General features: G+C 71.6%; 13 protein-coding genes. 6 read left to right on the forward strand and 7 right to left on the reverse strand.

Annotated elements, in window-relative coordinates:
* Positions 1 to 2: 2 nt before the first annotated feature.
* From ABD286_RS14230 to ABD286_RS14255, 6 genes are read right to left on the reverse strand one after another with little or no spacing between them, the layout of a single operon-like run.
* Complete coding sequence (locus ABD286_RS14230; protein WP_344194592.1) at positions 3 to 848, reverse strand: fumarylacetoacetate hydrolase family protein; 846 nt, start codon at positions 846 to 848, stop codon at positions 3 to 5.
* 16 nt (positions 849 to 864) lie between these two features.
* Positions 865 to 2,406 carry a sugar ABC transporter ATP-binding protein gene (locus ABD286_RS14235; RefSeq protein WP_344194594.1) on the reverse strand — a complete coding sequence of 514 codons (1,542 nt, stop codon included), beginning with the start codon at positions 2,404 to 2,406 and terminating at the stop codon, positions 865 to 867.
* On the reverse strand, positions 2,403 to 3,383 hold the full coding sequence (locus tag ABD286_RS14240) for an ABC transporter permease (RefSeq protein ID WP_344194595.1): 981 nt from the start codon (positions 3,381 to 3,383) through the stop codon (positions 2,403 to 2,405). Before ABD286_RS14240 ends, ABD286_RS14235 begins: the two co-directional genes overlap by 4 nt.
* Complete coding sequence (locus ABD286_RS14245) at positions 3,380 to 4,459, reverse strand: ABC transporter permease (protein ID WP_344194596.1); 1,080 nt, start codon at positions 4,457 to 4,459, stop codon at positions 3,380 to 3,382. The genes ABD286_RS14240 and ABD286_RS14245 overlap by 4 nt, the downstream gene beginning before the upstream one ends.
* Positions 4,456 to 5,547: a mandelate racemase/muconate lactonizing enzyme family protein gene (locus tag ABD286_RS14250; RefSeq protein WP_344194597.1), complete on the reverse strand. Its 1,092-nt coding sequence runs from the start codon at positions 5,545 to 5,547 to the stop codon at positions 4,456 to 4,458. Before ABD286_RS14250 ends, ABD286_RS14245 begins: the two co-directional genes overlap by 4 nt.
* Entirely contained in the window at positions 5,544 to 6,596 is a 1,053-nt protein-coding gene (locus ABD286_RS14255; protein WP_344194598.1) for a sugar ABC transporter substrate-binding protein, read from the reverse strand. Before ABD286_RS14255 ends, ABD286_RS14250 begins: the two co-directional genes overlap by 4 nt.
* Positions 6,597 to 6,701: 105 nt before the next feature.
* Here ABD286_RS14255 and ABD286_RS14260 point away from each other — a divergent pair, with 105 nt between their 5' ends.
* Positions 6,702 to 7,451 carry a FadR/GntR family transcriptional regulator gene (locus ABD286_RS14260; protein ID WP_344194600.1) on the forward strand — a complete coding sequence of 250 codons (750 nt, stop codon included), beginning with the start codon at positions 6,702 to 6,704 and terminating at the stop codon, positions 7,449 to 7,451.
* A 102-nt stretch (positions 7,452 to 7,553) separates the two neighbouring features.
* On the opposite strand, the gene ABD286_RS14265 is transcribed toward ABD286_RS14260, so the two are convergent.
* On the reverse strand, positions 7,554 to 8,438 hold the full coding sequence (locus ABD286_RS14265; RefSeq protein WP_344194602.1) for an amidohydrolase family protein: 885 nt from the start codon (positions 8,436 to 8,438) through the stop codon (positions 7,554 to 7,556).
* Between the two features lie 61 nt (positions 8,439 to 8,499).
* Between ABD286_RS14265 and ABD286_RS14270 the strand changes: the two genes are divergently transcribed.
* The 5 genes from ABD286_RS14270 to ABD286_RS14290 all read left to right on the forward strand — a co-directional run bounded on the left by ABD286_RS14270 (position 8,500) and on the right by ABD286_RS14290 (position 13,128).
* Positions 8,500 to 9,309 (forward strand): SDR family oxidoreductase, encoded by an 810-nt coding sequence (locus tag ABD286_RS14270; protein WP_344194604.1) that lies wholly within the window; start codon positions 8,500 to 8,502, stop codon positions 9,307 to 9,309.
* Entirely contained in the window at positions 9,306 to 10,289 is a 984-nt protein-coding gene (locus ABD286_RS14275; RefSeq protein ID WP_344194606.1) for a 3-hydroxyacyl-CoA dehydrogenase, read from the forward strand. Before ABD286_RS14270 ends, ABD286_RS14275 begins: the two co-directional genes overlap by 4 nt.
* Positions 10,290 to 10,379: 90 nt before the next feature.
* Positions 10,380 to 11,294, forward strand: coding sequence for an oxidoreductase (locus tag ABD286_RS14280; RefSeq protein ID WP_344194608.1), 915 nt, complete (start codon positions 10,380 to 10,382; stop codon positions 11,292 to 11,294).
* A gap of 158 nt (positions 11,295 to 11,452) precedes the next feature.
* Entirely contained in the window at positions 11,453 to 12,484 is a 1,032-nt protein-coding gene (gene egtD, locus ABD286_RS14285) for an L-histidine N(alpha)-methyltransferase (RefSeq protein ID WP_344194610.1), read from the forward strand.
* A complete protein-coding gene (locus ABD286_RS14290; protein WP_344194612.1) occupies positions 12,481 to 13,128 on the forward strand; it encodes a DedA family protein in 648 nt (215 codons plus the stop codon). Before egtD ends, ABD286_RS14290 begins: the two co-directional genes overlap by 4 nt.
* Positions 13,129 to 13,143 lie beyond the last annotated feature (15 nt).

The raw sequence follows: 13,143 nt of genomic DNA on the forward strand, positions 1-13,143 counted from the left end.
GGTCATGCCTTCCCGAAGGTCTGTCGTTGGCGCCCGAGTCCGTCGACCTCGACCTCGACGACGTCGCCGGGCGCGAGGTAGGGGGTGCCCGGGACGCCGAGGGCGACGCCCGCCGGGGTGCCGGTGTTGATGACGTCCCCGGGGTACAGGGTCATGAACTGCGAGAGGTAGTGGACGACCTCGAGCACCGGGAAGACCATGTTCGCGGTGTTGCCGTCCTGCTTGAGCTCGCCGTTGACCCAGAGCCTCAGTCCGAGGTCCTGCACGTCCGGCACGTCGTCGGCCGTGACGACCCACGGGCCGAACGGGTTGAAGGTCGCGCAGTTCTTGCCCTTGTCCCACTGGCCGCCGCGCTCGAGCTGGAACTCCCGCTCGGACACGTCGTGGCTGATCGCGTACCCCGCGATGTGCGCGGCGGCGTCCTGCGGGGAGGAGAGGTACGCCGCCTCGGTCCCGATGACGACCGCGAGCTCGACCTCCCAGTCAGTGCGGGTGCTCCCCCGGGGGACGAGGACCTCGTCGTCGGGTCCCACGACCGTGTCGGGGGCCTTCATGAACAGCACCGGCTCGGTGGGCACGGTGGCACCGGTCTCCGCCGCGTGGTCGCGGTAGTTCAGCCCGATGCACACGATCTTGCCGATGCGTCCCAGCGGTGGGCCGAACCGGCCCGCCTCGACCTGCGGGAGGTCTCCTGCCGCAAGGGCAGCCGCGACCTCCTCCAGGGGGCCGGGTCCGATGGTGGTCCCGTCGAGGTCGTCCACCACCCCCGACAGGTCACGCCAGGAGCCGTCGGCGGCCTGGACGGCGGGCCGTTCGGCCCCGACGGGGCCGATGCGGGCGAGTCTCATGTTGGGTCCTCTCGGGTCAGGCGGCCGGGGGCTCGCCGTGATCGGGCTCGCCATGGACCAGCCGGATGATGCGGCTGCTCATGGCGGAGTAGTGGTGGGTGTTGTCGATCTCGCCGACGACGTGGTGCTCGTGCATGACGAGCACCCGGTCGGCGAGCGCGACCATCTCGGGCAGGTCGGAGCTGATGAGCAGGATCGCCAGCCCCCGCTCGGCCAGCTCGGCGATGAGCTCGTGGAAGGCGGCCTTGGTGCGCACGTCGATGCCCACGGTCGGCTCGTCGATCACCAGGACCGAGCAGTCGGCGGCCAGCCACTTGGCGAGGCTGATCTTCTGCTGGTTGCCGCCGGACAGCTGGCCGGCGAGCTGGCGCGGGCCCGACAGCCGGATCCCGAGCCGCTCGACGTAGGTGTCGAGGACCGAGTCCTCGCTGCGGTCCCTGACCACCCCGAACCGGGCGAGCCGGTCCCAGACGGTCACGGCGACGTTGCGGCTCAGCGTCTGCTCGAGGAAGACGCCCTCCTCCTTGCGGTTCTCGGTGACGTAGCCGATCCGGTGGCGGCGCAGCGCCTCTCCGACCGAGGTGATCGTCACCGGGCGGCCGTCGACGAGGACGGTGCCGCCGGTCACGGTGGCCAGTCCGAGCAGCGCCCGCACCAGCTCGCTGCGCCCGGCGCCGACGAGCCCGTACAGGCCGACGATCTCCCCGGGGTGGACCGCGAGCGAGATGTCGCGGTGGCCGATGTCCGTCGAGACCCCCTGCAGCTCCAGCGCCGGGGTCACCGTGCGGTCGACCGTGCGGGACGCCAGCTCGAGCTCGGCGTGGGCGCGGCCGACCATGAGGTCGACGACCTCGCTGCGGGTCAGCCCGGCCATCGGCACCGACTCGGCGACGCTGCGCCCGTCGCGCAGGACGGTGACGGTGTCTGCGACCGCGAAGACCTCCTCGAGCTTGTGGCTCACCAGGACCACGGTCCGGCCCTGGTCCCGGAGGCGACGCACGACGGCATACAGGCGATCGGCCTCGTCCCCGGTGAGCGAGGCGGTCGGCTCGTCGAGGAGCAGCAGCCGGCTGTCGGTGGCGAGGGCCTTGGCGATCTCGACGAGCTGCATGTGCGCGACGGACAGCTCCGCGACGGGGCGGTCGAGCTCGAGGTCGATGTCGAGCTGTTCGAGGCACCGTCGGGCCAGCGTGCGCACCGCCCCCCGGTCGACCACGCCGAACCGGGACGGGATGGCCTGCAGCGCGATGTTCTCCGCGACGGAGAACGCCGGGACGAGGTTGCGCTCCTGGTGCACCACACCGATCCCCGCGGCCTGGGCCTCCGACGGGCCGGAGAAGTCGACCTCGTGCGTGGGCTCGGCGTCGCCGTCATCGAGCAGGATCCGGCCGCCGTCGGCACGGTGCACCCCGGTGAGGACCTTGATGAGGGTGCTCTTGCCCGCGCCGTTCTCCCCGAGCAGGGCGTGCACCGTCCCCGGCCGCAGGTCGAGGTTGACGCCGTCGAGGGCACGGACCCCCGGGAAGACCTTGGCCAGGTTGCTGCAGACGAGCCTCATGACGTCTCCTTCCCACGCTTCTGGCTGACCAGGACGGCCCCGAGCACGACGGCACCGACGACGAGGTCCACCCACCGCGGGTTGATGTTGTACTGCGCCTGGGCGACGTCCACGAGGCGCACGATGAAGGCGGCGAGGCAGGTGCCCACGACGCTGACGACACCACCGGTCAGGGCGACACCACCGATGATCGGTGCCGCGAAGCTGGGGAGCAGCAGGTCGTCGCCGATGCTGGCGTTGACGCTCCCGGACAGGGCCACGACCAGGAGGGCCGCGACACCGGCGAGCAGCCCGGAGAGGGTGTGCGCGATGACGACGCTGCGGTCGTTGGAGATGCCGGAGAGCCGCGTGGCCAACGGGTTCCCGCCGCTGGCGAGCAGCTGGCGGCCCCACACCGTCCGGGCGAAGAAGAACCAGGTGGCCACCGCGGTGGCGACGGCGGCGAGGAAGACCACGGGCAGCCCGAGGACGTTCGCACGACCGAAGCGGACGAGCCCGTCCGAGTAGTCCTGGTAGGTCCCGGTGCCGTGGATGCCGTAGCGCAGTCCGGCGACGATCGTCATGGTCGCCAAGGTGACGATGAACCCGTTGATGCGGGTGGCCACGACGAGCACACCGTTGGCCAGGCCGACGACCGCGCCCACGACCAGGGCTGCCGGCAGCGCCAGCCACGGGGACAGGCCGGCGTCCGCCATGAGGCCGGCACCGACCATGGCGCACAACCCGGTCAGGACACCGACGGACAGGTTCATCTGACCGACCGCGAGGACGACCATCTGCGAGAGGCCGATGACGATGGGCACGGCGAGGTACTGCAGGACGGCCTGGAGGGTGCCGGCCTCGAGAAGGTTGCCGCCGGTGGTGGCCGCCAGGACCACGAAGGCCAGGACCGACAGCCCGGCGAGGACGATCTCGGTGCGGTGCAACGAGGTCCGCACCTTGGCCTGCGGACGGGTGGCGCTGGTGAGGGTGGTCATGCGCGGATCCCCTTGCGTTCGGCGAGGACGTGGCGGACCCGGTCGAGCGACAGGGCCACGAGGAGCACCACCCCGATGAAGATCTGGAGCTTGTCCGCCTCGAACTGCAAGAGGTTCAGCCCCTTCTGGATCACCGAGGTGAGCGTGGCGCCGAGGGCGGTGCCGATGACGCTCACCGCACCACCGGCCAGCAGCGTCCCGCCGAGGACCGGGGCCAGGAACGACGGGAGGAGGAAGGACTCGCCGATGTTGGCCGAGAACGCCCCGTTGTTGATCGCGAGGAGGAAACCGGCCAGTCCGGCGAGCAGGCCGGACAGGGCGTGGGCCGAGATGACCCGGCGGGTGACCGGGATCCCACTCAGGCGGGCGGCGCGCAGGCTGGACCCGGTCATGAGGACCTCGCGGCCCTGCCGCGTGAAGCGGAAGAGGAACCCGACCACCACGACCGCAGCGACCGCGATGGGCACGATGAGCGGCACCGGAGGGCCGCAGACGGGGCCGACGCAGTAGTCGTAGAACGTGTCCGACCTCAACGCGTCCATGCCCGCGGGGTGCACGGCAAACGCGACCCCTCCGGCGAACCGGTCGTAGAGGATCGCGACCAGGCCGAGGAGCCCGAAGTCGAGGGCGAGGGTCACGACGAAGGAGTTGACGCCCGTCGACGTGATGATCGCGCCGGCTGCGGCTCCCACGGCAGCCCCGACCACGAGCGCCACGAGCAGGCCGACGACGAGGGGTACGCCGAACCGGTCGTACGCGAACCCGGCGGCGAACGCCGCCACGGCCGCCATCCGACCGACCGCGAGGTTCATGTGCCCCAGCGACAGGACGGACAGCTGGGCCAGGCCGACGACGACGAAGACACTGATGTCGCTCTGCATCGGCACGAGGGTCAGGTCGATGTCCAGGAACGCCGGTCGCAGCGCCGAGAACAGCGCCACGAGGGCGGCGATGACGACCAGCAGGCCGATGCGGGGGTTCGCCCACCAGGGCAACCGGGGTGCGGCAGCTCTCTCGGGGGCGGAGTCGGGGGCGGGGCCGCTGGTGGCAGGCGCCTGTTCGGTGGACGTGCTCATGACACTCGCAACCTCTCCATCGCGTCACGGTCCCACTCGATGCCCAGTCCTGGCGTGGACGGCATGTGGGCCACCCCTGCCTCGACGTGCAGCTCCGACCGCGTGATCGCCCGGAGCTGGGGGATGTGCTCGAGGTACCGGGAGTTGGGCACGGCGCCGCACAGGCTCACGTGCAGCTCCATCAGGAAGTGGGGGCACACCGGTACGTTGTGCGCCTCGGCGGCATGGGCCACCTTGAGCCACGGGGTGATCCCCCCGACGCGGGCCACGTCGGGCTGGACGACCGCCGCGGCACCTCGAGCGAGGTACTCGCCGAACTGGCCCACGGAGTACATCGACTCCCCGACCGCCACCGGGACGGAGGTGGAGCGTGCCAGGAGCTCGTGCCCGCGCACGTCGTCGGCCGGGAGCGGCTCCTCGAACCAGGCGGCGCCGACGGCCTCGAGGTCCTTGGCGCGCCGCACCGCCTCACCGGCGGTGAACGACTGGTTGGCGTCGACCATGAGGTCGGCGTGCGACCCGATGGCCTCGCGGACGGCATGCAGTCGCTCGGCGTCCTCCGCCGGCGACGGCTTGCCGATCTTGATCTTCACGCCGTTGGCCCCTCTACCCATGACCTCGCGGGCACCGTCGACGAGCTCGTCGAGGGAGAGGTGCAGCCAGCCGATCTCGGTGTCGTACACCGGGATCCTGTCCTTGGCACCCCCCGCCAGGACCCAGAGCGGCTGCCCTGCGACCTTGCACCTGCGGTCCCAGAGAGCGGTGTCCACCGCCGCCAGCGCCAGCGAGGTGATGGCGCCGACGGCGGTCGCCCGGGTGGCGGCGTGGAGGTCGGTCCACGCCGCCTCGACCCGGTCCGCGTCCCGGCCCAGGAGGGACGGGAGCAGGTAGTCGCGCAGCAGGGCCAGCACCGCCGTACCACCCGTGCCGATGGTGTAGGAGTAGCCGAGTCCGGTCGCACCGTCCGCGGTCTCCACCTCGACGAAGATCGTCTCCTGCTTGAGGAAGGCCTGGACCGCGTCGGTCCTCGGCGTCTCGACGGGCAGGTCGACGAGGAACGCCTCGGCGCGGGTGATCGCGGCGGTCACTTGCAGGAGAGGTACTGCGCGTCGAAGGCCTTGAGCAGCTCGGCCGTCTTGGCCTGGCGCTCGGTGTCGTAGGCGCCCACGTTGTCCTTGGTGACCACGAAGGAGCCCGAGTCGATGATGACGCCCGGCTCCTTCATCGTGCAGCCCTCGAGGAGCTTGCTCAGGGCGTAGGTGCCGGCGGTGGCCTGGCCGACCGGGTTCTGCGTGACCGTGGCGGCCACGGCGCCGTCCTCGATGCCCTTGATGATGGACGAGTCGTCGTCGATGGCGACGACCTTGATCGGCAGCTTCGCCGAGGCGACTCCCGCAGCAGCGGCCACGGCGGGGTTGTAGGCCGTGGTGACGATGCCGTTGACGTCCTTGCCCTTGGCGGCGAGGAGGTCGGCGACGGCCCGCTGGGCCGACTGCAGGTCCACGTCGATGTCGGTGATGGTCTGGATGAGCTTGACCTTCCCACCCGTCTCGTCGACTGCCTTCTGGACGCCCTTGATGCGGCGCTGGGTGTTGGAGTCGACCTTGTTGCCGGTGAGGTGCACGAGGTTGCCCTGGCCACCCATCGAGTCGATCGCCGCCTTGGCCGCCTTGTAGGCGGCGAGCTCGACGTCGGTGGAGAGGCAGAAGGCCGCCTCGTTGGTGTCACCGGCGGGGCAGGAGGCGAGCGAGGCGACCTGGAAGCCCTGCTTCTCGAGGTCCGAGAAGGTGGAGTTGATGTTGTCGGGGGACACCCCGAAGATCCCGAAGGCGTTGTAGCCCTGGGCGGCCAGCGACTTGAGGACGTCGTTCTGCTTCGTCTGGTCCCAGCCGGCGGTCTCGTTGAACGTGACGTCGGCGAGCCCGAGCTTCTTGCCCTCGTCCGCCCCGGCGGACTTCCACGGCTGGAAGTAGGGGTGGGGACCACCGGGGACGAGCGCGACCTTGATGTCCTTGGCCGCCTTCCCCGACGGGGCCGCCGACCCGGAGGTGGTCTCGGCGTCCCGCTTGGCGCAGCCCGCGGTGGACAGGGCGAGGCACAGGGCCGTCGCCAGGATGGTCGTGCGTCGAATGCTCATGCGTGCTCCTTTGGACGGCCCCACCGTTGGGGCGTGCTCCGACAGCCGCAATCATCATTCGTCATACGTATCCTGTCAAGAGTGATTCCGCACTATGCTTCGGCCATGACGGAGGACAGGTCCCACGAGGACGAGGTGGCCACGGTGAGCACGCCCTGGCCGCGCCGGCCGCGCCGCCTCGCCACGGTGGTCATCGACGAGCTGGTGGACCGCCTGGTGGGTGGCGAGCTGCCGGTGGGGGCGAGCCTGCCCACCGAGCCGGTGCTGTGCGAGACCTTCGGCGTCTCGCGCACGGTCGTACGCGAGGCGGTCAAGGCCTTGGAGACGATGCGCCTGGTGACCGCCCAGCAGGGCCAGGGCACGCGCATCCGACCCCTCGCGGACTGGGACCTGTTCAACCCGACCGTGCTGTCGGCCGTGGTCCGCCACGACGCCGACAACGCCATCCTCGAGGACCTCGTCGACGTGCGGCGCACGCTCGAGGCGCGGATGGCAGGGCAGGCCGCGGCCAACGCCACCCCCGCGGAGCGCGCCGCGATCACCGAGCGGATGCGCGAGCTCGACGCGAGCATGGACGACGCCATGACCTACCTCAAGGCCGACGTGGCGTTCCACGACGCGATCATGATCGCCTCCCGCAACCGCCTCGGCCGGGCGATGATCCACAACCTCACGGTGGAGGCGTACCGGTCCCTGCGCTACGTCGGCGACCCGTCCCCCGAACACATCCGGCTCACGAACCAGGCCCACCAGGAGGTGCACGACGCCGTGCTCTCCGGCGACGCGGAGAAGGCGTCGAAGGCCATGGACGAGCACATCATCGAGTCCTGGCAACGGCGGCGGCGCACCCGCTGAGCATTCGGCCCGTTGAGCACCCGCCCTTGAGCACCCGCCCTTGAGCACCCGCCCTCGAGCACCCGCCCTCGAACATGCCGAGAGCCCCGTCGGCGGCGGGACTCAGTCGGCCAGCCGGTACCAGCGCTGGGCCGTCCCGCCCCACACCGCCCGCTCGTCCTGCTCGCTGACGCCGGGCACGGCGGCCAGGGCCTCGTCGACGGCATCCACGACCTCGGCGTACGTCATCGACATCGACGAGACCGGCCAGTCGCTGCCGAACATCACCCGGTCGCTGCCGAACGCGTCGAGGGCGGCCTCGACAAACCCGGGGAGCTGGCGGCGCACGGCGGCCGGGGAGTCCGCCCGGGCGGCGACGGCCGACAGCTTGAGGGCGATGTTGGGGGCGGCGGCGAACCCGGCCAGGTCGGACTGCCACCGTGCCGGCGTCGAGGTCCTGAAGTCGACGTTGCCGAGGTGGTCGAGCACGAACCGCGTCCCGGGGTGGCGGGCCACGGCCGCGGCGGCAGCCGGCCACTGGTCCGGACGCAGCAAGAGGTCGACGACCAGGCCGGCCTCACCGCACGCGGCGAAGAGCGCGTCGGCCGCCTCACCCGCCGCCCAGTCCGACTCGGGCCGGTCGGCACTCTGGTCGCGCAGGCCAACCAGCCGCTCGGCACCCGCGAGCCGGGTCACCGCCTCGACCTGGCGGGCCACCCGCTGCGGCCCGAGGTCCAGGTCGACCCAGCCGACGACGCCTCGGACGAGGGGGGTGGCTGCTGCCAGCTCGAGGAACTCCCCCGTCTCGGCCGGGTCGCGCACCGTCTGCACGAGCACCGAACCCACGATGCCGCTCCCCATGGCCGCCTCGACGTAGTCGCCGACGAGCTGGTCGTGGCCGATGAGCGCGTCCTGCTCCGGCGTCATCCACAGCTGGGGGTGCCGCGCGACCTCCCACACGTGGTGGTGGGCGTCGATGCGGACCATCTCTCGGAAGGCTCTCGTCATGGCGCCAAATTCATCATACGATTCCCCCATGGGTCAATCATCATACGAATTTTCCTCCTCGGTGGCAGCGCCTGACGGTGCCGCGGCGGCGCTCGGCGCCCTGCTCCAGCCGGCCCCCGGCCTGCGCGTCCTGGTCACGGGAGGCACGTCGGGCATCGGGCTGGCCGTGGTCACCGCCCTCGAGTCCTTCGGTGCCCGCGTGCACGTCTGCGGCACGGACGCCGACCGGCTCGCCGCCCACCTCGACGCGGTCCCCGGACGCACCGGCAGCCGCTGCGACGTCTCCTCCCCCGACGAGGTCGCCGCGATGGTCGCCGACGTCGAGCGCGACCTCGGTGGGCTCGACGTGCTGGTCAACAACGCGGGGATCGCCGGCCCCACGGCGCGCGTCGAGGACATCACGACCGAGGAGTGGCGCCGCACCATCGACATCGACCTCAACGGTGCCTTCTTCTGCGCCCAGGCCACCGCACCCATGCTCAAGGCGAGCAACGGCTCCATCGTCAACATCTCCTCCGTCGCCGGGAGGCTGGGCTACGCGCTGCGCTCGCCCTACAACGCGGCCAAGTTCGGGCTGGCGGGCCTCACCGAGTCACTGGCCCGCGAGCTCGGGCCCGACGGCGTCCGGGTCAACGCGGTGCTTCCCGGCTTCGTCGACAGCGACCGCCTCAACCGCACCACGCAGGCCCGGGCCGACGCGATGGGCCTGTCCTTCGCGGAGGTCGAGGGGATCCTCATGGCGAAGACCTCCCTGCGCACCAAGGTGAGCGAGCAGGAGGTGGCCCTCCTCGTGGCCTATCTGCTCTCGCCTGCCGCCCGCACCATCAGCGGTCAGTCCCTGAGCATCTGCGGCAACGTGGAGTACCTGTGAGCACCGCCGGGCAGGACCTGACGGGCACCACCCCAGCGTCTGGACCCGCGCCCGTCGCCGTCGTCGGCGCCGGGATGGTCGGGCTCGGGTGGGCCGTGATCTTCACCCGTGCCGGGCACCCCGTCCGCCTCGTCGACACCCGGCAGGAGGCCCTCGACCGGGCGCCGGGCGCCCTGGCTGCGATGTGGGCCGATGTCGAGGACGGTCCCGTCCCCGACAGCACCACCTTCACCCTCGACCTCGAACACGCGGTGGGGGACGCCGTCCACGTCCAGGAGTGCGTCCTCGAGGACGTCGGCCTCAAGGCAGAGGTCTTCACGCGGATCGCCGAGGCCACCGCCCCGCAGACCGTGATCGCCTCCTCGACCTCGGCCCTGATCCCGTCCTCCTTCACGGCGGACGTCCCGGGCCGCGAGCGCACGCTCGTCGCGCACCCCTTCAACCCCCCGCACCTGCACACCGCCGTGGAGCTCGTCCCCGCCCCCTGGACCTCTCACGAGGCCATGGCCACGACGCGCGCCCTGCTCGCAGGAGCCGGCATGGAGCCGATCGAGCTCGCGCAGGAGCTCGACGGGTTCGTGGTCAACCGCCTCCAGTCCGCGATGATCCACGAGGTGTTCCGCCTCCTCGGCAGTGGGGTGGTCAGCGCCGCCGACATCGACGCCGCCGTCCGCGGCGCCCTGGCCCCGCGGTGGCTGGCCCTCGGCGTGGTCGAGACGATCGACCTCAACGCCCCCGCTGGCATCGAGGACTACGTGGCCCGGTACGGCGGGATGTACTCCCGGCTCGCCGAGGTCCAGCGCGACCCCGTCGACTGGCAGGCCGTGCTCGACGCCGGGTTGGCGCAGGAGCGTTCGGCCACCCTCCCGCGCGAACGGCTCGACGAGCGGCGCCGCTGGCGTGACGCCCGGCTGGCGGCCATCGCCCGGTTCCGCGAGGCCGATGCGGCAGCCGGTCCCTGGCCCCCGGACGCCGACTGACGAGGACGCTCACGGGGCGGGTCGGGGAACAACGGCGGGGTCGTGCGCGCTGGCACTCCCAGACCCCCGACCCCCCACGAGAGGCCTCCCATGAGCCGCTGGACCCCTGACCAGATGCCCGACCTGACCGGGAAGCGCGCCCTGGTCACCGGCGCGAACTCCGGGATCGGGCTCGTCGAGGCGCGCGAGCTGGCGCGACACGGGGCCGATGTCGTCATGGCGGTCCGCAACACGTCCTCCGGTGAGGAGGGCGCCCGACGGATCCGCGCGACGGGGGCGAAGGGGCGCGTCACGGTCGAGGCGCTGGACCTCGCGTCGCAGGCCTCGGTCCAAGCGCTGGCCGACCGGTTCGAGGGTCCGCTCGACCTGCTCGTCAACAACGCCGGCGTCATGGCTCCGCCGCGACGCCGCGAGACCGAGGACGGGTTCGAGCTGCAGTTCGGCACCAACCACCTCGGCCACTTCGCGCTGACCGGACTGCTCCTGCCGCACCTCCTCGAGGCCAGCGCTCCGCGCGTGGCCACGGTCTCGTCCATCGCCCACCACGCCGGCGACGGCATGGTCTGCGAGGGCAACCCCGCGGACGGCTACGACCCCCAGTCCTCCTACGGCCGGTCCAAGCTCGCCAACCTGCTCTTCGCGACCGAGCTGCAGCGCCGGGCGTCGGCCACTGGTTCGGCCCTCACCTCCACCGCCGCCCATCCCGGTGTGTCCGCGACCAACCTCGTGGCGAGCAAGGACGGGATGGGGGCCATCCCGGTCGTCGGCACGATCGCGCAGTGGGGCGTGAAGCTGGCGTTCCCCGGCCCCGACAAGGGCGCCGAAGCGATCCTCTACGCCGCCACCGTCGCCGAGCCCGGGTCGTACTCCGGACCCACGGGGTTCCGCGAGACCCGCGGCCCGGTCGGCGAGGCCCGCCGGAGCACCTGGGCGCGTGACGAGACCCTGGCCGGTCTGCTGTGGGACCGCAGCGAAGAGCTCACCGGAGTCCACTTCTCCCTCTGAGCTCCCGTATGGCGCCGCCCGGAACCGTGGTCGCGGGGCGGGCGTTGGCTCTCGAGAGGCCGATCACGCTGCCCGTGGGTAGCGTCGGAACGGCCCCAGCCGACCCCGACCGCGGACCCACCGACCGCGCCCGGGGCTGACGAGACGAGAGCGAGCCGATGGCCCTGCGACACCGCGACCACCTGCCCGAGGACTTCAGCGAGCGCACCCTGAGCGAGGACGTGCGCGCCGGGCTGACCAGCAGCCCCAAGACGCTGCCGCCGAAGTGGTTCTACGACAAGGTCGGCAGCGAGCTGTACGAGGAGATCACCCGGCTCCCGGAGTACTACCCGTTCGCGGCCGAGCGCGAGATCCTCATGGCCCGTGCCACCGAGATCGTCGGTGCTGCCGGCTGCCGCCACCTCGTGGAGCTGGGCTCCGGCTCCTCGGAGAAGACGCGGGCCCTGATCGAGGCCGTGCTGGAGGCGACCCCGGAGGATGAGCAGGCGGCATACCGCGCCATCGACGTGAGCGACAGCGCCCTGCGCGCCGCCGCCGAGCACCTGTCCCGGCGCTACCCCACCCTGGAGCTGGAGTCGGTCCGCGCCGACTTCGAGCACGGGCTCGCCGAGGCCCTCGCGGTCGAGGACGGCGACGATCGCGGTGGTCGCCTCGTCATCTTCCTCGGCGGCACCATCGGCAACCAGACCCCCGCGCAACGCCGCCGCTTCCTCGCGGCCCTGCGCGGCGTGCTCGAGCCGGGTGACGCGTTCCTCCTCGGCGCCGACCTCGTGAAGTCGCCCGAGGTCCTCGTGCCGGCGTACGACGACGCGGCAGGGGTCACGGCCGCCTTCAACCTCAACGTCCTCGAGGTGGTCAACAGCCGACTCGGCGCGAACTTCGACGCCCGCGACTTCCGCCACGTCGCGGTGTGGGACGCCGAGAACGCTTGGATCGAGATGCGGCTGGAGGCCGTGCGTGACGTCCACGTGCGCATCGCCGACCTCGACCTCCAGGTGGACTTCGCTGCGGGTGAGCAGATGCGCACCGAGATCTCGGCGAAGTTCACCCGCGAGCGGCTGGTCGACGAGTTCGAGGATGCCGGCTTCGCCGCCTCGGGGTGGTGGACCGACGATGCCGACCGGTTCAGCGTCTCGTTGTGGACCCCGGCCGGCACGGCCTCGACGGCCGTCTCGACGGACATCTCGTGACCGACCGCATCCTGGAGATCGTCAACCAGATCGGTGAGCTCGGGGTCGGGCTGCTGATCCTGCTGGAGACCGTCATCCCGCCGATCCCGTCGGAGGTCGTGCTCCCCTTCGCCGGCTTCGCCGCGGCGTCCGGCCACCTGAACCCCTGGCTGGCCTGGGTTGCTGCGACCGTCGGCTCCGTGGCCGGTGCCTCGATCCTCTACTGGCTCGGTGTCGCGCTCAGCTACGAGCGGCTGCACCACCTCGCCGGCAAGCCGTGGTTCCTGCTCTTCGGCCAGCGCGACCTCGAGCGCGGGCAGCGGTTCTTCGAGGCGCGGGGCGAGGTCGTCGTGCTCGTCGGCCGCTGCGTCCCGTTCATCCGGTCGGTGGTGTCGGTGCCGGCCGGGCTCACCCGGATGCCGATCCTGCGCTTCGCCCTGCTCACCACCCTCGGCAGCGGCATCTGGAACGCCGTCTTCATCTACGCCGGCTTCCGCCTCGGCGACAACTACACCGCGGTCGAGCGCTACCTCGCCCCCATGAGCAAGGCCGTCGTCGCGATCGTGCTGGTCGTGCTGGTCTGGCTCGTCGTCCGTCGCCTCCGCGAGCGGCGTATGGCGCGTGAGCGCGAGACCGTGGGCGCTGGCTCCCCCGAGGTCGGTTGAGCCGTCGGCCGTGGT

Source organism: Pedococcus aerophilus (assembly GCF_039532215.1).
Lineage (GTDB): Bacteria > Actinomycetota > Actinomycetes > Actinomycetales > Dermatophilaceae > Pedococcus > Pedococcus aerophilus.

Excerpts from the sequence above, each read along its gene's own strand:
- ABD286_RS14255 (WP_344194598.1), bottom strand. The coding sequence starts at position 6,596 with ATGAGCATTCGACGCACGACCATCCTGGCGACGGCCCTGTGCCTCGCC.
- ABD286_RS14260 (WP_344194600.1), top strand. The coding sequence starts at position 6,702 with ATGACGGAGGACAGGTCCCACGAGGACGAGGTGGCCACGGTGAGCACG.
- ABD286_RS14265 (WP_344194602.1), bottom strand. The coding sequence starts at position 8,438 with ATGACGAGAGCCTTCCGAGAGATGGTCCGCATCGACGCCCACCACCAC.
- ABD286_RS14230 (WP_344194592.1), bottom strand. The coding sequence starts at position 848 with ATGAGACTCGCCCGCATCGGCCCCGTCGGGGCCGAACGGCCCGCCGTC.
- egtD (WP_344194610.1), top strand. The coding sequence starts at position 11,453 with ATGGCCCTGCGACACCGCGACCACCTGCCCGAGGACTTCAGCGAGCGC.
- ABD286_RS14235 (WP_344194594.1), bottom strand. The coding sequence starts at position 2,406 with ATGAGGCTCGTCTGCAGCAACCTGGCCAAGGTCTTCCCGGGGGTCCGT.
- ABD286_RS14240 (WP_344194595.1), bottom strand. The coding sequence starts at position 3,383 with ATGACCACCCTCACCAGCGCCACCCGTCCGCAGGCCAAGGTGCGGACC.
- ABD286_RS14245 (WP_344194596.1), bottom strand. The coding sequence starts at position 4,459 with ATGAGCACGTCCACCGAACAGGCGCCTGCCACCAGCGGCCCCGCCCCC.
- ABD286_RS14280 (WP_344194608.1), top strand. The coding sequence starts at position 10,380 with ATGAGCCGCTGGACCCCTGACCAGATGCCCGACCTGACCGGGAAGCGC.